Below are 20,102 nucleotides of genomic sequence, written 5' to 3'. Positions count from 1 at the left end.
GCGGATTGAAACCGGCAGCGATTTGCTTCATTTTACGCGCAAACTAACCCTCACATCTTCTGGAGTGCAACATGCCTCAACCGCAAGACAAGCCGGAGCTGCATCCGGCCGCCGCCTATAAACGCGTCATGCTGAAAATTTCGGGCGAGGCATTGATGGGCGATCAGGGTTTCGGCCTGCATCCGCCGACCGTGCAGCGCATCGCCCGCGAAGTGAAGTCGGTGCAGGAGATGGGGGTCGAGATTTGTATGGTGATCGGCGGCGGCAACATCTTCCGCGGCTTGTCTGGATCGGCGCAGGGGATGGAGCGCACCACCGCTGACTACATGGGGATGCTGGCCACGGTGATGAATGCGCTTGGCATGCAGTCGGCGCTGGAAGAACTCGGGGTTTTTACCCGGGTGATATCGGCGATCCGCATGGATGAAGTTGCGGAGCCCTATATCCGCCGCCGCGCCGTGCGCCACCTGGAGAAAAAGCGGGTCTGCATCTTTGCGGCGGGCACCGGCAACCCGTATTTCACCACCGACACTGCTGCGACCCTGCGGGCCAATGAAATGGCCTGCGAGGCGATCTTCATGGGCAAGAACGGGGTCGATGGCGTCTATGACAAGGACCCCAAGGAACATGCCGATGCCGTCCGCTATGACGAGATCAGCTATGACGAAGTTTTTGCCAAACGGCTGAAGGTGATGGATGCGTCGGCCATTGCGCTGGCACGGGACAACAATCTGCCGCTGATCGTGTTCCCGCTGGATGAGCCGGGCGGCTTCCGCGGCATACTGGCCGGCGAAGGCACCTATACCAAGGTGCACGGCTAAGTCGTGATCCAGGTTTGATGAAGGACGCGGGCCCATTGCGGTCCGCGTTTTTTGTTCCCTGCTCCGGTGCCCCCCCCCTGGCAGGGAAGTGCAATTTCGTGAAATCGCCTGATAGCAAACTAAATTTCCTGCAGGACAGGAGAGACCGGCAAGGGTGCAATATGCGGTCCCGGAGGCAGCAAATCCTGGCCGACATCGCTATACATCAGCCTTCCAATGGCTTATGAGCCAATGGAAGACCGCCTCAGATAAGGGGAGAGAGCAGCATGTCTGATGATTTTGAACTGGATACCGACGACCTTAAGCGCCGTATGGACGGTGCCATGGCCAACCTGCGGACCGAATTCGCATCCTTGCGCACCGGCCGGGCCTCTGGCTCGATGTTGGAGCCGGTGATGGTGGATGCCTATGGCTCGATGACGCCGATCAACCAGGTCGGCACTGTAAACGTGCCGGAACCGCGCATGGTTACTATCAACGTCTGGGACAAGGGCCTGGTCGGCAAGGTCGAAAAGGCAATCCGCGAATCCGGGCTGGGGATCAACCCGCAGCTAAACGGCACCATCATCATGCTGCCGATTCCGGAGCTGAACGAAGAACGCCGCCGCGAACTGACCAAAGTTGCCGGCCAGTATGCCGAGCATGGCCGGGTTTCGATCCGCAACGTGCGCCGCGACGGTATGGACCAGATCAAGAAGGCCAAAGCCGACGGCATGTCGGAAGACGATCAGAAGTTCTGGGAAGCCGAAGTGCAGGAGCTGACCGACAAGATGATCAAAGCTGTGGACGAGGCGCTTGAGACCAAGCAAGCCGAGATCATGCAGGTCTGACCGGCAGTATGCCAGGAGATGCAAATCCGCAATTGAGCGCCGCCGGAAACTCTCCGGCGGTCCGTTCCGGCCCGCGCCATGTGGCCATTATCATGGACGGCAATGGCCGCTGGGCGCAGGCCCGCGGGCGGCCGCGGCTGTTCGGTCACCATGCCGGCGCGCGCCGGGTGCGGGAAGTTGTCGAGTGCTGCCCGGGTCTGGGCGTGAAATACCTGACCATCTTTGCCTTCTCGACCGAGAACTGGAAACGCACCCAGACCGAGGTCGCCGGTCTGATGAGCCTGTTCCGGCGTTATATCTCCAAGGAGATGAACGCTCTGGCGGAGCGCAATGTCCGGGTGCGCTTTATCGGTGACAGGGTGCGGCTGGATGCCAAGCTGATCGACCTGATGGACAAGCTGGAACTGAAAACCGAAGGCAACGACGGCACCCAGCTGACCATCGCGCTGAACTACGGCGGCCGCGACGAGGTCGCCCGTGCCACCAAGCGGCTGGCACAGGATGTGGCGGATGGCCGGCTGGATCCTGGCAAAGTCGATGAAGAAACCCTGCCGCGTTATTTGGACACCCATGTGCTGCCGGATCCGGATCTGGTGATCCGCACCAGCGGCGAGGCGCGGATCTCGAACTTTCTGCTGTGGCAGTCGGCCTATGCGGAATACGAGTTCATCGACACGCTGTGGCCGGATTTCTCCGGCGAGGAGCTGGCTAGGCTGTGCAACAGCTATGGCTGCCGGGACCGCCGTTTCGGGGCCGTTAAAACATGAGTGCTGCCAGGGGCCGCTGGGCGGACCTGCTGCCGCGGGCCTTGTCTGCCGTGGTGATGGTGGCGGCTGGCGGATATGCCGTGTGGGCTGGCGGGCTGGTGTTTAACGTGCTGATTGCGCTGTGCAGCGGCGGCATGGTGTGGGAATTGGTGCGCATGCTCCAGCCTGCGCGCAGCAGCATTGCACTGCAGCTTGGCGCGATCTCTGCTGTTGCGTTGCTATTGGCGTCGTTCCTGCCCGCGCTTTGGGTGCTGCCGGTGCTGGCGGCCCCTGTGGCGGCAGGGTTCAGCCAGATCCGCGAGCGGCGGCAGTATTTCACCGGCTTTGCCTTGTGGGTTCTGCTGGCGGGTTTCGGCTTTGTCTGGCTGCGCGGCCAGATGGGCTTGGCTTGGATGCTGTGGCTGATCTGTATCGTCGTGGCCACCGACATTGCGGGCTATTTCGCGGGCAAAGCCATTGGCGGGCCAAAGTTCTGGCCGCGGGTCAGCCCCAAGAAAACCTGGAGCGGCACTGCGTCGGGCTGGCTGGCGGCTGCCGTCGTGGGCGCGGTCTTTGCCGGGCAGGCCGGGCTGGGTTATGGCATCGTGGTGCTGTCGGTGCTGTTGTCAATGGCCAGCCAAGCCGGTGATGCAGCCGAAAGCGCCTTGAAGCGGAAGATGGGTGTCAAGGATTCCAGCGGGCTGATTCCCGGCCATGGCGGGCTGTTCGACCGGTTCGACGGCATGCTGGGGGCTGCGGCGATGGTCCTGGCCGTGACCGCCCTCTGGGGTTAACCAGACAGGAAGAACAATGCGGAAAGTCTCGATTTTCGGCGCGACGGGCTCGATAGGTCAGAACACCATCGACCTGATCCGCCGCGCGCCGGACGCCTATGACGTGGTGGCGCTAACCGGCGGCGCCAATATTGCGCGGCTGGCACGGGACGCTGTTGCGCTGCAGGCTGATGTTGCCGTAACTGCCTATGACGACCGCCTGCCGGATCTGCGCGCGGCGCTGGAAGGGACTGGCGTCGAGGCCGCAGCAGGGCAGGCGGCGCTGGTGGAGGCTGCCGCCCGGCCTGCTGATTGGATCATGTCGGCCATCGTCGGCGCGGCCGGCCTCGCTCCGGGGCTGGAGGCGCTGAAACACGGCACCACCCTGGCGCTGGCCAACAAGGAATCGCTGGTCTGCGCAGGCCAGCTGCTGCTGGAGACGGCTGCGGCACACGGCGCCCGGCTGCTGCCGGTGGACAGCGAGCATTCGGCGGTGTTTCAGGGGCTGGCCGGCGAAGACATTGATGCAGTCGAGCGGATCGTCATCACGGCGTCCGGCGGTGCTTTCCGCGATTGGCCGCTGGAAGATCTGCCCAAGGCAAGCTTGGCGCAGGCGTCGTCCCATCCCAATTGGGACATGGGGCAGCGGATCACTATCGACAGCGCGTCCATGTTTAACAAAGCGATGGAAGTCATTGAAACACGAGAGTATTTCGGTGTCCAGCCAGAGAAGATAGAGGTGCTTGTGCACCCAGAATCGCTGGTCCATGCGCTGGTTGGTTTCACCGACGGCGCGCTGATGGCGCATCTGGGCGCGCCGGATATGCGGCACGCCATCGGATACGCGCTGCATTGGCCGGAACGGCGGGACCTGCCGGTGGAGCGGCTGGATCTGGCCCGCATCGGCCAGCTGAATTTCCGTGCGCCGGACCCGGCCCGGTACCCGGCGCTGCGCCTCGCCTATGACGTGATGGCGCGCGGCGGCATGATGGGCGCAGCCTTCAACGCTGCAAAGGAACGGGCACTCGATGACTTCATCGCGGGCCGTATCCGGTTCACTGACATGGCGGCCGTCACCGAGACCGCGCTGGAGCGCATGTCAGCGGAACGTGACCTCCTCGATGCCGCAATGACACTTGATAACGTGACCCGGGTTGACCATCTCGCCCGGCAACAGGCGGCACGCGCCGCAGAAGAACGCATAGGGTAGATCTTTGGACGTACTTGCTTTTGTCCCGCAGTTTGGCGGTTTTCTTTACACGATTGCCAGCTTTGTCATCGCCTTGTCGGTGATCGTGGCGGTGCATGAATACGGCCACTACATCGTTGGCCGCTGGTCAGGGATTCATGCGGAAGTGTTCTCGCTGGGGTTCGGCCCGGTGCTGTGGAGCCGGGTGGACAAGCACGGCACCCGCTGGCAGGTCGCTGCCCTGCCGTTCGGCGGCTATGTGAAATTTCTTGGCGATGCCGATGCGGCCTCGGGCAAGGATGACCAGGCGATGCAGGCTGCGGCTGACGATCCGGCAGCGCTGCGCCGGACCATGCATGGCGCGCCCCTGTGGGCCCGGACTGCAACTGTGGCTGCCGGCCCGGTGTTCAACTTCGTGATGTCGGCGATCATCTTTACCGCTGTGGCGATGTCCCAGGGGATCATGCGCGACCCGCTGACCATTGGCGCGCTGGCGCCGCTCCCGGGGGTCGAGAATGGATTGCAGGAAGGGGATGAGCTGATTACAGCAGGCGGGCTGGCGGTGCCAAGCTATCTGGAACCCGACGCTTGGGAAGCCTTCCGCAAAGCCCTGCCGCAAGAGCAGCCGCTGGAGTATCAAGTGCGCCGCGGCAGCAGTGAGATCAGCGTCAGCGGGCCGTATCTTTACCCGCCCTATGTGCGCGGTGTTGTGCCGCGAAGCGCTGCGGCGGATGCCGGGTTGCAGCCGGAAGACGTGATACTGGCGATGAACGGCGCACCGGTGGTGTCTTTTGACCAGCTTAAGGCGCACGTCGAAGCGGCGGACGGCAAAGTGCTGGTGCTGGATGTATGGCGGGATGGCCAGCAGGTTGAGATGGCGCTGGCGCCGCGCCGCACCGATGAGCCGCAGCCGGATGGCGGCTTTGCTACCCGCTGGCGGATCGGCATCATAGGCGGCCTGGCGTTTGAGCCGGCCACGGAATCCGCGGGCTTCGGCGCCTCACTGGCGGCCGGCACTTATCAGGTATGGGCTGTGGTGGAGACTTCGCTGTCCGGGCTGAAACATATGATCACCGGCGCCATCAGTACCTGCAATCTGTCCGGGCCGATCGGGATTGCCGAAACCTCGGGCGCGATGGCCAGCCAGGGGGCGGAGAGCTTTATCCGTTTCATCGCGGTGTTGTCGACCGCTGTTGGCCTGCTGAACTTGTTCCCGGTGCCCGCGCTGGATGGCGGCCATCTGATGTTTTACGCCTACGAGGCCGTGGCAGGCCGTCCGCCCAGCGACCGGGCGGTGCGGGTGCTGATGTCGCTTGGCATTGCCATCGTGTTGACGCTGATGGTGTTCGCGCTTGGCAATGATCTGTTCTGCTGAGCGGACTGCCCCGATACGATGGCATTGGGCGGCCATTTTGCCGCCCAAGTGCTGCCACATTCTCCCGTTAACTTTTTATCAATCCGCGGATTTCGACAGACGGGAATTTCGCGGACGGGTGGACGATAACTGGGGGATGACCATGCAGACACTCACGCAATCTTACCGGGGCCTGGGCCTGTTGGTCCTTCTGAACCGGGACCGCGCGCTGACGGGTTTTGCCGTCCTGGGCGCCTTGACCGCCGGCGCCTGGCTCGCCACATTGTGATTCCTGCAACCGGCGCGCAAGTCTGCTGTGCCGGTTGCCGCCAGAATGCGCTTTGTTGGTTTTGACAAGCGCTTTCAAACCCGGTACGCACATCCCAAAGCTGCTATAATAATCGGGTTTGAAAAATGGTTTGGGGGAAGTTCGCAGGCAAGTCCTGTGGTGAGCGCAAGACGGGCATCAACATCTTGTACCGCAAAGTTTCGGCTATTTCTCTGGCGGTTGCGCTGGGTTATGCATTGTCTCCGCTGCCGGCCGAGGCGCAAAGCTACCGCTTCAATACGGTCCAGGTCGAAGGCAATCAGCGGATTCAGACGTCTACTGTTGTCGCCTACACCGGGATCGAACGCGGCCAGACCGTCAGCGCGGGCGAACTGAACGACGCCTATCAGCGCATCCTTGACAGTGGCGCATTTGAAACAGTGGAATTGGTGCCGCGCGGAAATACGCTGGTGATAAAAGTCACCGAATTCCCGACCATCAACCAGATCAGCTTTGAGGGCAACCGCCGTCTCAAGGATGACTCGCTGGACCAGATTATCGAATCCGCTCCGCGCCGGGTGTTCAACCCCTCGCAGGCCGAGCGCGACGCCGCCGCGATCGCCGAAGCTTACAGCGTTCAAGGCCGTCTGGCGTCGCGCGTGACACCGCGTATCATCCGCCGCAGCAACAACCGTGTCGACCTGGTGTTTGAGATCTCCGAAGGCGACACCATCGAGGTTGAGCGGGTCTCTTTCACCGGCAACCGGGTCTATTCCGACCGCCGCCTGCGCCGGATCCTGCAGACCAAGCAGGCTGGATTCCTGCGCAGTTTCATCAACTCGGACACGCTGATCGAGGACCGGCTGGAATTTGACAAGCAGGTGTTGCGCGATTTCTACCTGTCCCGCGGTTACGTGGATTTCCGGGTGAACAGTTCCAATGCTGAAGTCACGCGGGAGCGGGATGCGGTCTTCCTGGTGGTTGATGTGACCGAAGGCCAGCAGTTCAAGTTCGGCAGCATTTCGGTGACAAGCGAAATGCCGGAAGCGGATGCCGACCTGTTCAGCTCAACGCTGAAGATCAAACCCGGAGTGGTCTATTCCCCGACCCTGGTCGAGAATGCGATCGACCGGATGGAAGGGCTGGCTGTTCGCAATGAGATCGACTTTCTGCGGGTTGAGCCGCGGGTCACTCGCAACGACCGGGACCTGACCCTGGATATCGAGTTCGTATTGCGCCGCGGGCCGCGGGTGTTTGTCGAACGGATCGATATCGAGGGCAACACCACAACGCTTGACCGGGTGATCCGTCAGCAGTTCCGCTCGGTGGAAGGCGACCCATTCAATCCGCGGTCCATCCGCAACAGTGCGGAGCGCATCCGGGCGCTTGGTTATTTTGCCAATGCCGATGTCGAGACCCGTGAAGGCAGCTCTTCCGATCAGGTGATCATCGATGTTGACGTCGAGGAGCAGCCGACCGGCTCCCTGAACCTTGGTGGCGCGTACTCGGTCACTGATGGGTTCGGGGTCAGCGTCGGTCTGACCGAGAACAACTTCCTGGGCCGCGGCCAGCGGCTGTCTTTCAATATCGCCACGGCAACGGAATCGGATTCCTATGTGCTGGGCTTTACCGAGCCTTACCTCTTGGGGCGGGATCTTAGGTTCGATCTGGATCTGGGTCTGAATGAAACCGACTCCAGCTTCTCGGAATACCGCACCAAACGGATCTTCTTCCAGCCTGCGCTGACCTTCAACACAGGCGAGGATACCTCGCTTCAGGTCCGTTATACGTGGGATTCGGACGAGATGCTGTTCAGCGATAACGAGGATGACGACACGACCTCCTTCCTGGCGAGCCCGGTTATCCGCAATGAAATCGCGCAGGGTGAGCGTTCGTCGAGCGGCGTCGGGTTCACCTACCGCTATGACAGCCGTCTGACGGGCCTGGATCCGAATGCCGGGTTCCTGGTTGAAATCGGTGCCGACTATGCAGGGCTGGGCGGAGATTCGGAGTATATCAAGACCACAACGAAGCTTGTCGCGCAGAAGAAGATTCTGAACGAGGAAGTCACGATCCGTGCAACCTTGGAGGCTGGCTCGTTCCAATGGGAAGGAAACGGCTCCAGCCGCTCGATTGACCGGTTTGTTCTGACCCCCACTATCATGCGCGGCTTCGAACCCGGCGGTATCGGTCCCCGCGATCAATCCGGCGGCGCGCCTGGCGGAGGCAGTTACAATGACTTCCTCGGTGGCAATTATTATGCAGTGGCCCGCTTCGATGCGGAGTTTCCCCTTGGCCTGCCGGAAGAACTGGGGATGCGCGGTGCGCTGTTCTATGACGTTGGCAGCCTTTGGGGCCTGCAGAATGTGGACACGTCCAACCCCGGTGGCGGCAATGCAAATGTAGTCGGACGCAGCCGGTCGTTCCGCCATGTCGTTGGCGTTTCTCTGTTGTGGACCACCGGGATTGGCCCGCTAAGGTTCAACTTCTCCAAAGCCCTCCAGAAAGAGGATTTTGACCAGGAGCAAAGTTTCGACCTGACCTTGCAGGCGCGGTTCTGATCCGGTGCGGCGGCCGGCGCCCAATTATCGGACAGCGCTTGGTCTTGCCATAGCGCTGTCCGGGGCGGGGACAGTGCCGGCGCTTGCCCAGGAGCCGGTTTCACCGGCCCCCAATGCCGCCGGGGAGTTCCAATTGGGGCTGCCGCAGAGCGGTATCCTCACCATCCAGCCTGACCGGTTGTTTTCAGAAAGTGCCTTTGGAAAACGGGTGGAGCGCGAGATCGAGGCCGAGGGCGCGGTGCTGACCGCGGAAAACCGCCGCATCGAGGCTGAACTGCGCGCCGAGGAGCTGGAGCTGACCGAGCGCCGCAGCGACATGGCGCCGGACGCCTTCCGCGCCTTGGCCGATGCTTTTGACCAGAAGGTGCAGGAAACCCGCCGCCGCCAGGACCAGAAGCTGCGAGAAATCAATCAGATGGGTGAGGACGCCCGGCGGGAGTTCATCACCGCTTCACTGCCGGTGCTGCAGCAGATCATGCGGGAAAGCGGAGCAGGGGCGATTCTGGACCATGCATCGGTTTTTCTGAGTGCCGATGCCGCGGACATCACCAGCCTTGCAATCGGCCGGATTGACGCGGTGCTCGGCGATGGCGCGATGGTTGAGGAGAGTGAGCGCTGAGCGTGCGAACTTGCCCAAGGGCCGTCTGCTTGCTAGGGACGGCGCAGCATAATTGACGAAAATGGGAAACCACGCATGACCACCGAGCTGCAAAGTGCTGACATTCAACTGATCCAGCGGATCCTGCCGCACCGCTATCCGTTCCTGCTGGTCGACAAGGTGGTCGATATCGACAGCTACAAATCGGCCCGCGGCATCAAGAATGTCACCATGAACGAGCCGCATTTCCAGGGCCATTTCCCGGGTACGCCGATCATGCCCGGTGTCACCATTGTCGAAGCGATGGCGCAGACCGCGGGTGTGATGCTGGGCGTTGGCATGGACCTGGTCGATACCGACCTGCTGATCTATTTCATGAACATCGACAAATGCAAATTCCGCCGCAAGGTGGTGCCCGGCGACGTGCTGGAAATGCATGTGGAGACGCTGCGCGGCAAGCCGGGCGGCAAGATCTTCAAATTCCTGGGGCGTGCCACGGTGGACGGCGAAGTGGCAGCAGAAGCCGAATTCACCGCGATGGTAGACCGCCAGGCGGAGGGCGCCTGATATGGGCAGCATCCACCCAAGCGCGATTATTGAAGACGGTGCCAAAATCGGCGAGGGCTGCGAGATCGGCCCGTTCTGCCTGGTGGGGCCTGATGTTGTGCTGGGGGACCGGGTTGTTCTGAAATCCCATGTGGTGGTCACAGGTGACACCGAGATCGGCGACGAAACCGTCGTTTTCTCCTTTTCGGTGCTGGGCGAGATCCCGCAGGATCTGAAGTTCAAGGGCGAGAAGTGCAAGACCGTGATCGGCAAGCGCAACCGCATCCGCGAGCATGTGACGGTGAATGCCGGCACCGAAGGCGGCGGTGGCATCACCCGGATCGGCGACGACGGTCTGTTCATGGCCGGCTGCCATATCGCCCATGATGCCCAGGTCGGCGACCGGGTGATCGTGGTGAATTCTGCCGCGGTTGCGGGTCACTGCGTGCTGGAGGATGATGTGATCATCGGCGGCCTGTCCGGCATTCATCAGTGGGTCCGCATAGGTCGCGGCGCCATCATCGGGGCGGTCACCATGGTGACCAATGATGTGATCCCCTACGGCCTGGTGCAGGCGCAGCGGGGCGAACTGGACGGATTGAACCTGGTCGGCCTCAAGCGCCGCGGTGTGGCCCGCAGCGACATCACCGCCTTGCGCGCCGCGTTTCAGATGCTGGCCCAGGGCGAGGGTACTTTTCAGGAGCGCGCCAAGCGGTTGGGGGACGAGGCCGACAGTGAATACGTCCAGCGGATCGTCGCCTTTATCACCGGCGGCAGCGACCGCTCTTTCCTGACCCCGGGGGGCTGAGGTTATGCTGGCAGTGATTGCAGGCACCGGCGGGCTGCCGGCCGAAGTCCTGTCCCGCGTCCCGGGCAGGCCGCTGGTTTGCGCGATGGCAGGGTCCGAACCCGATGCGGTGGATGCGGAAATCACATTCCGGTTTGAACAGCTGGGATCTTTTCTGGAACGCTTGAAGGCCGCAGACGTGACCGGGATCTGCATGGCGGGCGCGGTGCGCCGTCCCAGCATCGACCCTTCGGCCATTGATGCCGCCACGATGCCGCTGGTTCCGGTGCTGCAGGCTGCGCTGGCCGCTGGCGACGATGGTGCCTTGCGGGCCATTATCGGTATTTTCGAACAGGCCGGGTTCACAGTCCTTGCCGCCCATGAGGTGGCACCTGATCTGCTGATGGCAGAAGGCGTGCCGACCAAGGTGCAGCCGGGCGAGCTGGACAAGGCGGATGCTGCGCGGGGGGCCGAGATTGTCGCCGCCATGTGTGCGGCTGATATCGGCCAGTCCTGTGCAGTGCGCAAGCAGCAGGCAATCGCGGTCGAGAACATCTTTGGCACCGACTGGATGCTGGCCTCGCTGCTGCACCGCCCGGACGGGCAGGGCGGATTGCTGTTCAAGGCGCCGAAACCGGCGCAGGACCGCCGCGCTGACCTCCCGACTATTGGCGTTTGGACAGTGGAGGCCGCAGCCAAGGCAGGCTTGTCCGGTATTGCACTGGAAGCAGCCGGCGTCATTGTGCTGGACCAGGATGCGGTGATTTCGGCCTGTGACCGGCTTGGCCTGTTCCTGTGGCTGCGCGCGCCATGAGCCTGCGGGTGTTCATTCTGGCCGGGGAGCCTTCGGGCGACCGGCTGGGCGGAGCGCTGATGGCAGGGCTGAGACAGCTTGCACCCGGAGTGCGTTTTGACGGCATCGGCGGCGCACTGATGGCGGAACAGGGGCTGGTCTCGCGTTTCCCGATGGACGAGCTGTCGGTGATGGGGCTGGCCGAGGTGCTGCCGAAGTACCGCCACCTGAAACGCCGGATCCGGGAAACTGCCGATGCGGTGCTTGAGACCAGCCCGGATGTGCTTATCACCATCGACAGCCCGGATTTTTCTCTGCGGGTGGCACGGCTGGTCAAAGCGCAAAGCAATATCCGCACGGTTCATTACGTGGCGCCCTCGGTCTGGGCGTGGCGCCCGAAGCGGGCGGCAAAAATGGCGGAGGTCATCGACCATGTGCTGGCGCTGCTGCCGTTTGAGCCGCCCTATATGGAAGCGGCCGGGATGGCGTGCGACTTTGCCGGCCACCCGGTGGTAGCCGAGCCGCAGGCTACGCGCGAAGAGGTTGCTGCGTTCCGGCAGGAGTTTGGCCTGGGGGACGCGCCCTTTGTGCTGGCGCTGCCAGGTTCGCGGCGCTCTGAGATATCGCGGCTGGCGCCGGTCTTTGGGGCTGCCTTGAAGCAGTTTCTGGAGACGCATTCGGGTTATCAGGTGGTCGTTCCTGCCGCCGCACCGGTTGCAGGGCTGGTGCAGGAGACCTTGCACAGCTGGCCTGAGGGCACCGTTTTGATCGACCCGAACATTTTTGAGCCTGCTATTGCCAAGGCCCACAAGCGCGCCGCCTTTGCGGCAGCGGATTTGGCACTGGCGGCCTCTGGCACGGTGTCGCTGGAGCTGGCCGCCGCGGCCACGCCGATGGTGATTGCTTACAAATTCCAATGGCTGACCTGGCAGATCATGAAACGCATGGCGCTGATCGACACCGTGACGCTGGTCAATCTGGTAAGCGGTGCCCGCGTGGTGCCGGAATGCCTGGGACCGGAGTGCACGCCGGACAACATCGCTGCCCGGATGGCTGCGGTTTCAGCAGATCCTGGTGCGCAATTGGGCGCCATGGATGTGACCATGCAACGTCTTGGCAAAGGCGGTGAAGAGCCTGGCCTGCGTGCCGCCCGCGCGGTCCTGGACCGTTTGCCCAGCCGGTAGAGCGGGAGCGCGGCGGAGGCTGATGCCTCCGCCACCAGAAGCCGCAGCGATGGCGCAGAACACCAGCGTCAGGCAGAAACGTTAAGCTCCGGACTACTGGCTGGGAAGCGCTTGGGGGCAGATCTGCCCCCAAGCGCTTGTGTACTTTGTTTCAAGGCTTCCGCGTCAAGGACCGGTCGAACTGGCGCGCAAAGGCTGCGCCTTCCTTGACCCGGTGTTGCTGTGTGACGCTTCAGTAGCCGCGCCAGATCCAGCCGCCGCCAAAGATGCGGCTGCCCTCCGTCGCGTAGAACACGCAGGCCTGGCCGGGCGAGACGCCTTCCTCCGGGGTCAGCAGTTCGACTTCAGCGGTGGTGCCGCTCAAGGGGCGGATGATAGCCTCGCGCGGAGGACGGGTGGAGCGGACCTTGACCTTCACATGCCACTCATCCTGCGAGGTGAAGGGCGCGTCGCCCAGCCAGTTGATCTCGCGAACGGGGATGGTGCGGGTTGCCAGCAGCGCCTTGGGGCCGACGACAACCTGTTTCTTGTCCACGTCAAGCTTGACCACATACAGTGGTTCGCTGAGGCCGCCGATGCCAAGGCCGCGCCGCTGGCCGATGGTGTAGTGCAAGACCCCGTTGTGGCGGCCCAGCACCCGGCCGTCGGAATGGACGATGTCACCCGGTTCCGCAGCACCGGGGCGCAGTTTTTCGATCACCCCGGCATAGTTTCCATCCGGCACAAAGCAGATGTCCTGGCTGTCGGGCTTGTCTGCCACGGCCAGCCCGTATTGCGCCGCCATCTCCCGTGTTGCGTCCTTGGAGGGCAGATGCCCCAGCGGAAAGCGCAGGTAATCCAGCTGTTCCGGAGTGGTGGAGAACAGGAAGTAGCTCTGGTCGCGGTTTGCATCCTCGGCACTGTGCAGCTCTGGTCCGTTTGCCCCCATCATGCGCTGGATGTAATGGCCGGTGGCCATGCAGTCGGCCTCCAGATCCTTGGCGGTCTCCAGAAGGTCCTTGAACTTGACCCGTTCGTTGCAACGGATGCAGGGAACCGGGGTTGCACCGGCCAGATAGCTGTCGGCGAATTCGTCAATCACCGCATCCTTAAATATGTTCTCATAATCCAGGACGTAATGCGGGAAGCCGCGTTCTTCGGCGACGCGCCGCGCGTCGTGAATATCGATGCCGGCGCAGCAGGCGCCTTTCTTGGCCAATGCCGCGCCGTGATCATAGAGCTGCAGCGTCACGCCGACCACGTCATAGCCCTGATCGGCCAAGTATGCAGCGACTACAGAGCTGTCGACGCCGCCCGACATGGCAACCACCACGCGGGTTTCCGAGGGCGGTTTCGCAAAGCCGAGCGAGTTTAGGTTTGAGTCGTGGTCCAGCGCCATGGGGCAGCTCCTGAAGGCAAGGGGGCAGGCGCCGCAGAATATAGGAAAATCCTACAGACTCTCAAGGGCCGTGGTTCACGTGCCGTTAAGCCTGATCGGAAATTCTTACGCCAGACCCGACGAACAAGATCTTCAGAGGGAAGTCAGAGGGAAGAAAGATGTTTTTGAAGAAAGTTGACGGGCCGCGCGCCGTCACCCTGCCGGATGGTACCATTATGACCCGGGCGGACCTGCCGCCGGAAACCACAAAGCGCTGGGTCGCTTCGCGCAAGGCCGCGGTGGTGCGCGGTGTTCTCTACGGCCTGCTGCCGCAGAAGGAGGCCATGCAACGCTACGGGCTGAGCGAGGAAGAGTTCCGAAGCTGGGTCGCCGCGGTTGCGGACCATGGCGAAGAAGCCCTGAAAACCACACGTCTCAAAAAATTCCGGGCACCGGAAGCAAAATAGTCAGGGCCGCCCTTGAGTTGCATTTGCAAATTAACCATCATGGTAACGAGGCATTAACTTTTTTCCACCAAGGTTAACAGGACCTGAGGGAAACAGTGTACAGGCGGAGAAAATAATATGCGCATTCTGCTGGTTGAGGATGATCCAACCACGGCCAAAAGCATCGAACTGATGCTGACCCATGCCAACCTGAACGTCTACTCGACGGATTTGGGGGAAGAAGGCATCGATCTGGCCAAACTTTACGACTATGACCTGATCCTGCTGGATCTGGGGCTGCCCGATATGAACGGCCACGAGGTCCTGCGCCAGCTGCGCATGTCCCGCATTGAAACGCCCATTCTGATCCTGTCCGGAGCCGATGATACCGACAATAAGATCAAGGGCTTCGGCTTCGGCGCGGACGACTATCTGACCAAGCCTTTCCACCGCGAGGAACTGGTGGCGCGGATCCATGCGATTATCCGCCGGTCCAAGGGGCATTCGCAGTCTATCATCAAGACCGGCAAGATCGCGGTCAACCTGGATGCCAAGACAGTCGAGGCCGGCGGCAAGGCGGTGCATCTGACCGGCAAGGAATACCAGATGCTGGAGCTTCTGTCCCTGCGCAAGGGGACAACGCTGACCAAGGAGATGTTCCTGAACCATCTTTATGGCGGCATGGATGAGCCTGAACTGAAAATCATTGATGTTTTCATCTGCAAGTTGCGTAAAAAGCTCAGCAATGCAACAGGCGGCGAGAATTATATCGAGACTGTCTGGGGCCGCGGCTATGTTCTGCGCGACCCGCAGGAAGATCACATGGCAGGCGGCCAAAGGTTGGCTGTCGGCGCCTGAAAGGACGATCACCCGGGCGGCACGTGACCCCGTGCCGCCGGTTGCAAGGACCTGCCGGCTGGCAGGTCTTTTTGCTTGTTGCAGCTTGTTGCCGCCGGCCTGACGGATGCGCTGGACGCGGCCGGCCCGGCACCTTATCACGAAAGGGAAGAACGAAGAGGGACCGCGCGTGGTGCAGAAAACAGAAAAAGACGTGGCAAACCTGACGGCTGAAGACGCGCGGGCCGAGTTTCTGGCACTGGAAGAAAAACTGCGCGCGGCGGATCTGGCCTATCACCAGGCTGACGCGCCTGAGATCAGCGATGCGGAGTATGATTCGCTGAAACGGCGTTACCGGGCGCTGGCAGAGGTTCATCCGGATCTCGCGGCGGTTGCCACACAGCTGGATGCGGTGGGGGCCCCGGTTGCCTCTGGCTTTGGAAAGATCCCTCACTCGGTGCGGATGCTGTCCCTGGGCAACGCCTTTTCCAACGAAGATGTCAGCGATTTCGACCGCAGCATCCGCAAATACTTGGGTTTCGGCCCGGCGAATGCGCTTTTGTTCACTGCTGAGCCCAAGATCGACGGGCTGTCGCTGTCCCTGCGCTACGAAAACGGCACTTTGATTCAGGCTGCAACCCGTGGCGACGGCAGTATCGGGGAAAACGTGACCGCCAACGCGCGTACCATCGCAGATATCCCGCACCAGCTTAAAGGGGCGCCGGAGGTGCTGGAGGTGCGCGGTGAAGTTTATATGAGCCATGCGGATTTCGAGGCGCTCAATGCCCGTCATGCGGAACGCGGCGGCAAAAGTTTCGCCAATCCGCGCAATGCCGCAGCTGGATCTTTGCGGCAGCTGGATGCGGAAATCACCCGGGCCCGGCCCCTGCGTTTTTTCGCTTATAGCTGGGGCGAGCTAAGTGAGGATTTGGCAGAAACGCAAATGGAGGCCATTGCGCGCCTGCACGCTCTTGGCTTCCAAACCAATCCGCTGACCCGGCTGTGTGCGTCGGTGGAGGAGATGATCGCCCATTACCGCAGCATTGAGGAACAGCGCGCGACACTGGGCTATGACATCGATGGCGTGGTCTACAAGGTCAACGATCTGGCACTTCAGAGTAGGCTTGGGTTCCGCTCCACCACGCCCCGTTGGGCGATCGCCCATAAGTTTCCGGCAGAGCTCGCCTGGACCCGGCTGGAGGCGATCGACATCCAGGTCGGCCGCACCGGCGCGCTGAGCCCGGTTGCCAGGCTCACCCCTGTGACCGTAGGCGGGGTGGTAGTGTCGAACGCCACCCTGCACAACGAGGATTACATTCAGGGCCGTGATTCAAAGGGTGAGGAAATCCGCGGCGGCAAGGACATCCGCATCGGTGATTGGGTTCAGATCTACCGGGCCGGTGACGTGATCCCGAAAGTGGCGGATGTGGATCTGTCCAAGCGCCGCGCGGAGGCGGTGCCATATGCGTTCCCGCAAACCTGCCCGGAATGCGCCAGCCCGGCGGTGCGCGAGGAAGGAGATGCCGTGCGGCGCTGCTCCGGCGGCATGATCTGCCCGGCGCAAGCGGTTGAAAAGCTGAAGCATTTTGTGTCCCGCGCGGCCTTTGACATTGAAGGGATGGGCGCCAAGCAGGTAGAGCAGTTTCATGCCGATGGATGGGTCCGAGAACCAGCGGATATCTTTGATCTGCAAAAGAATTACGGGTCCGGACTGCAGCAGCTGAAAAACCGTGAAGGCTGGGGAGAAAAGTCCGCCGACAACCTGTTTGCCGCCATCGAAGAGAAGCGCACCATTCCCTTGGCCAAGCTGATCTTTGCCCTGGGCATCCGCCATGCGGGCGAGGTTGCAGGCCGTGATCTGGCGCTGCATTACCGGGACTGGCAGGCAATGGCGGATGCAGTTGACGCCGCACGCCCGGCTGCGCTGGCGCATAGGGCAGCGGATGAGGCTGAAGAGGCTGAACGCAAAGCTGCCGCGGACGCGGGCCGCCGTGCCCGGATTTCAGAAACCCGGGCCGCTGCTGTCGCTGCTTGCGATGTCCCGGCTGAGGCCGCTGCCGCCTGGGCGGACCTCATCGGAGTGGATGGAATCGGCGCGGTGCTGGGCCTGTCTCTGTCCGACGCGTTTGCCAATCCCGACGAGCGCGCGGCCTTTGACCGGCTGGCGGTAAAGCTGACCATCATTCCGCCGGATGCACCGGCTGCAGAAAGCCCGGTGGCGGGCAAAACCGTGGTCTTCACCGGCACGCTGGAAAAGATGACCCGTGCCGAAGCCAAAGCGCGGGCCGAGGCGCTGGGGGCCAAGGTCTCCGGCTCGGTGTCCAAAAAGACCGATATTCTGGTGGCGGGTCCGGGCGCGGGGTCCAAGGCCAAAAAAGCGGCTGAGCTGGGCATCCGGACAATGGATGAAGATAGCTGGCTGGAGCTGATTGCAGAAGCATGAGCGGGCGTCCCGAAATCCTGTTTCCGCTGTTCGCCGGGGCCGAGACCTTGCAGGGGGTCGGCCCGAAGACTGCGCAGTCTTTCGCTCAGTTAGAGATAGAAACGCCGCGTGACCTATTGTTTTCGCTACCGTATTCGGTGGTGGATCGGAGGCGGCGCGATACTATCCGCGGGGTGGAGTTGCCCGCCGTAATTACGGTTGAGGTAACCATTGGCAGCCACCGTCCGGCCCGGAACCGCGGCGGCGCCTACCGCATTCATGCGGAAGACGCAGAGACCGAGTTCCAGCTTGTCTTCTTCCACGGCCGCAGCCGGTATCTGGAGGCGCAGTTGCCCGAAGGAGCGCGCCGCGTGGTCTCGGGGAAACTGGAGCTGTTTGACGGGCTGGCCCAGATGGTTCACCCGGATCATATGCTGCCGGTGGAAGCGGCGCACGAAATCCCGGAATATGAGCCGGTTTACAGCCTGACCCACGGGGTCACGCAAAAGACCATGTACAAGGCGGCGCAAAGCGCGCTGTCGCGGATGCCGGAGCTGGCCGAATGGATCGATCCGGCGCAGATGCTGAAGGAAGCCTGGCCAGCCTGGCATGAGGCGCTGCAAACGGCCCATGCACCGCAGGGCCCCGATGATTTGGACCTGCAGGCGCCGGCCCGGGCGCGGCTGGCCTATGATGAGCTGTTTTCCCACCAGCTGACGCTGGCGCTGGCCCGTCAAACCGAACGCAAAGTTCGCGGCATTCAAAGCGTGGCCTCAGGACGGCTGCAATCCCGCGTGCTGAAGGCGCTTCCGTACCAGCCGACCGGCGCACAAGCCCGCGCGATCGCGGAAATTTCTGGAGATATGGCCTCGGGCAAACGGATGAACCGGCTTCTGCAGGGGGATGTCGGATCTGGTAAAACACTGGTTGCCTTTATGGCTTTGCTGGTCGCTGTCGAAGCAGGCGGACAGGGGGTGATGATGGCTCCCACGGGTATTCTGGCGCAGCAGCATATGGAGGGGCTTGCACCGCTGGCAGAGAACGCTGGCGTTGTGATTGAGATCCTCACCGGTCGCGACAAAGGGGCGGAGCGCAGGGCCAAGCTGGCGGCGTTGAAACGCGGCGATATCCAAATCCTGGTCGGCACCCATGCGGTGTTCCAACAGGATGTGGAATTCCGCGACCTGCGGCTGGCCATTGTTGACGAACAGCACCGGTTCGGGGTGCGCCAGCGGATGGAGCTGGCGGAGAAAGGCAAGGGCGCTGATGTCTTGGTGATGACTGCCACACCGATCCCGCGCTCTTTGGCGCTGGCGCAATATGGCGACATGGATGTGTCAGTGCTGGACGAAAAACCGCCGGGGCGAAAGCCGGTTAAGACAGCTGTGATCAGCACCGAACGGATGCAGGAGGTGGTCGATCATCTGCGCGAAGCCATATCAGAAGGGCGCCAGTGTTACTGGGTCTGTCCGTTGGTCGACGAGTCCGAGCTGAGCGACCTGACCGCGGCGGAGGAACGGTTCAAGCATCTGCGCGCAATTCTGGGCGAAGGCACAGTGGGGCTGGTGCATGGCCAGATGCCGCCTGCCGAAAAGGACGCCGCAATGGCCGCCTTTCAGGCTGGGCAGACCAAGGTTTTGGTCGCCACCACGGTGATCGAGGTGGGAGTGAATGTGCCCAATGCCTCGATCATGGTGATTGAACGGGCAGAGATCTTTGGCCTGGCGCAGCTGCACCAGCTGCGCGGCCGGGTGGGACGCGGCAGCGCCCAGTCGACCTGTCTGCTGATGTATCAGCCGCCGCTGACCGAAGGCGGGCGCAAACGGCTGGAAGTTCTGCGCGAAACCGAGGACGGATTCCGCATTTCGGAAACCGATCTTCAGATGCGCGGGGCGGGCGACATGATCGGCACCGCCCAATCGGGTCTGCCGCGGTTCCGCATTGCCGATCTGGAACGTCAGGCCGGGATGATGGCGGTGGCGCAAAGCGACGCCCGGGCGCTTCTGGCCGCAGATCCCAAATTGGAAGGCAGCCGAGGCAAGGCCGCCCGAGTTCTTCTGTGGCTGATGAAGCAGGATCAGGCAATTCGTTTGATTTCAGTGGGTTAATAGCCATTCTTCTGCTTGTTCCCCTGTGGTGTTCCATTCTGTTCGCAAATGTTCTCAAAAAGTTCTTTACAGGCCTCCGAAATAATGAGAACAAAGGGGCAACAAACTTGCCAGAGAGCGAAGAGACTGACCGGAGGAGGCCCGAGCCATGATTGCACAGATCAAAACCACCATTCAGAATGCCCACTCGACCTTGCTGCAGGACGCTATAGGCGCGGCATCTTTGATGGTGATGCTGGTGGCTGCGCTGCATCTTCCCGGACTGCTTTGACCCGCGATTTTCATTCCTGATTGCATCTGCTGTGCCGGGCCGGCCCTTTCCTGTCCCGGACTGCCCGAGGGATCAACCGCCTGTCCCGATCCCCAATTGGATTGCCTAAACATCCAACCTGGCCTGCCCGGGTCCCGCACAGCAGAGCATGACTGCCGCCGCCATCCTGCCCGGATGCGCGGCGGTTTTTTACAGGAGGGGAAGGAGATTC

19 protein-coding genes are annotated in these 20,102 nt (G+C 62.0%); 18 read left to right on the top strand and 1 reads right to left on the bottom strand.

Going from position 1 to position 20,102, the window contains the following annotated elements; translation table 11 throughout:
• Positions 1–71: 71 nt before the first annotated feature.
• The 13 genes from pyrH (at position 72) to lpxB (ending at position 12,450) form a co-directional block, all read left to right on the top strand.
• Positions 72–821, top strand: coding sequence for a UMP kinase (pyrH, locus tag AC0KW6_RS02755; protein ID WP_024090297.1), 750 nt, complete (start codon positions 72–74; stop codon positions 819–821).
• A 266-nt stretch (positions 822–1,087) separates the two neighbouring features.
• Positions 1,088–1,651 carry a ribosome recycling factor gene (frr, locus tag AC0KW6_RS02750; protein ID WP_129370698.1) on the top strand — a complete coding sequence of 188 codons (564 nt, stop codon included), beginning with the start codon at positions 1,088–1,090 and terminating at the stop codon, positions 1,649–1,651.
• 8 nt (positions 1,652–1,659) lie between these two features.
• Positions 1,660–2,418: an isoprenyl transferase gene (locus AC0KW6_RS02745; protein ID WP_323778117.1), complete on the top strand. Its 759-nt coding sequence runs from the start codon at positions 1,660–1,662 to the stop codon at positions 2,416–2,418.
• On the top strand, positions 2,415–3,191 hold the full coding sequence (locus AC0KW6_RS02740; protein ID WP_474034005.1) for a phosphatidate cytidylyltransferase: 777 nt from the start codon (positions 2,415–2,417) through the stop codon (positions 3,189–3,191). Before AC0KW6_RS02745 ends, AC0KW6_RS02740 begins: the two co-directional genes overlap by 4 nt.
• Before the next feature lie 16 nt (positions 3,192–3,207).
• Entirely contained in the window at positions 3,208–4,380 is a 1,173-nt protein-coding gene (gene dxr / locus AC0KW6_RS02735) for a 1-deoxy-D-xylulose-5-phosphate reductoisomerase (RefSeq protein WP_474034004.1), read from the top strand.
• A gap of 4 nt (positions 4,381–4,384) precedes the next feature.
• Positions 4,385–5,734, top strand: coding sequence for an RIP metalloprotease RseP (gene rseP / locus AC0KW6_RS02730; RefSeq protein WP_323778122.1), 1,350 nt, complete (start codon positions 4,385–4,387; stop codon positions 5,732–5,734).
• Positions 5,735–5,852: 118 nt separating this feature from the next.
• Positions 5,853–6,002 (top strand): hypothetical protein, encoded by a 150-nt coding sequence (locus tag AC0KW6_RS02725; protein ID WP_474034003.1) that lies wholly within the window; start codon positions 5,853–5,855, stop codon positions 6,000–6,002.
• A 125-nt stretch (positions 6,003–6,127) separates the two neighbouring features.
• On the top strand, positions 6,128–8,542 hold the full coding sequence (bamA, locus tag AC0KW6_RS02720; protein ID WP_474034002.1) for an outer membrane protein assembly factor BamA: 2,415 nt from the start codon (positions 6,128–6,130) through the stop codon (positions 8,540–8,542).
• A gap of 73 nt (positions 8,543–8,615) precedes the next feature.
• A complete protein-coding gene (locus tag AC0KW6_RS02715; RefSeq protein WP_323778129.1) occupies positions 8,616–9,161 on the top strand; it encodes an OmpH/Skp family outer membrane protein in 546 nt (181 codons plus the stop codon).
• Between the two features lie 75 nt (positions 9,162–9,236).
• A complete protein-coding gene (gene fabZ, locus AC0KW6_RS02710; protein ID WP_323778131.1) occupies positions 9,237–9,707 on the top strand; it encodes a 3-hydroxyacyl-ACP dehydratase FabZ in 471 nt (156 codons plus the stop codon).
• Position 9,708: 1 nt separating this feature from the next.
• Positions 9,709–10,494, top strand: coding sequence for an acyl-ACP--UDP-N-acetylglucosamine O-acyltransferase (gene lpxA, locus AC0KW6_RS02705; RefSeq protein WP_323778132.1), 786 nt, complete (start codon positions 9,709–9,711; stop codon positions 10,492–10,494).
• A 4-nt stretch (positions 10,495–10,498) separates the two neighbouring features.
• Positions 10,499–11,287 (top strand): LpxI family protein, encoded by a 789-nt coding sequence (locus tag AC0KW6_RS02700; protein WP_323778134.1) that lies wholly within the window; start codon positions 10,499–10,501, stop codon positions 11,285–11,287.
• Entirely contained in the window at positions 11,284–12,450 is a 1,167-nt protein-coding gene (gene lpxB, locus AC0KW6_RS02695) for a lipid-A-disaccharide synthase (RefSeq protein ID WP_474034001.1), read from the top strand. The genes AC0KW6_RS02700 and lpxB overlap by 4 nt, the downstream gene beginning before the upstream one ends.
• 232 nt (positions 12,451–12,682) lie before the next feature.
• Here lpxB and mnmA read toward each other — a convergent pair whose 3' ends face one another.
• The gene (gene mnmA, locus AC0KW6_RS02690) at positions 12,683–13,828 is read right to left on the bottom strand and encodes a tRNA 2-thiouridine(34) synthase MnmA (protein WP_323781660.1); all 1,146 of its coding nucleotides are present in this window, start codon (positions 13,826–13,828) and stop codon (positions 12,683–12,685) included.
• Positions 13,829–13,986: 158 nt separating this feature from the next.
• Between mnmA and sciP the strand changes: the two genes are divergently transcribed.
• From sciP to AC0KW6_RS02665, 5 genes are all read left to right on the top strand, one after another.
• Entirely contained in the window at positions 13,987–14,274 is a 288-nt protein-coding gene (gene sciP, locus AC0KW6_RS02685) for a CtrA inhibitor SciP (RefSeq protein ID WP_024090283.1), read from the top strand.
• A 117-nt stretch (positions 14,275–14,391) separates the two neighbouring features.
• Entirely contained in the window at positions 14,392–15,111 is a 720-nt protein-coding gene (ctrA, locus tag AC0KW6_RS02680) for a response regulator transcription factor CtrA (RefSeq protein WP_323781657.1), read from the top strand.
• Between the two features lie 202 nt (positions 15,112–15,313).
• Positions 15,314–17,533: an NAD-dependent DNA ligase LigA gene (gene ligA / locus AC0KW6_RS02675; protein WP_474034214.1), complete on the top strand. Its 2,220-nt coding sequence runs from the start codon at positions 15,314–15,316 to the stop codon at positions 17,531–17,533.
• Positions 17,530–19,620, top strand: a complete 2,091-nt coding sequence (recG, locus tag AC0KW6_RS02670; RefSeq protein ID WP_323781654.1) for an ATP-dependent DNA helicase RecG — start codon at positions 17,530–17,532, stop codon at positions 19,618–19,620. The genes ligA and recG overlap by 4 nt, the downstream gene beginning before the upstream one ends.
• A 148-nt stretch (positions 19,621–19,768) precedes the next feature.
• Positions 19,769–19,891 carry a hypothetical protein gene (locus tag AC0KW6_RS02665; RefSeq protein WP_024090279.1) on the top strand — a complete coding sequence of 41 codons (123 nt, stop codon included), beginning with the start codon at positions 19,769–19,771 and terminating at the stop codon, positions 19,889–19,891.
• Positions 19,892–20,102: the final 211 nt, after the last annotated feature.

The sequence above is a fragment of the Leisingera sp. SA215 genome (genome assembly GCF_055902035.1).
Note: the sequence above shows the minus strand (reverse complement) of the source record. Positions and strands in the feature narration are given on the sequence as shown.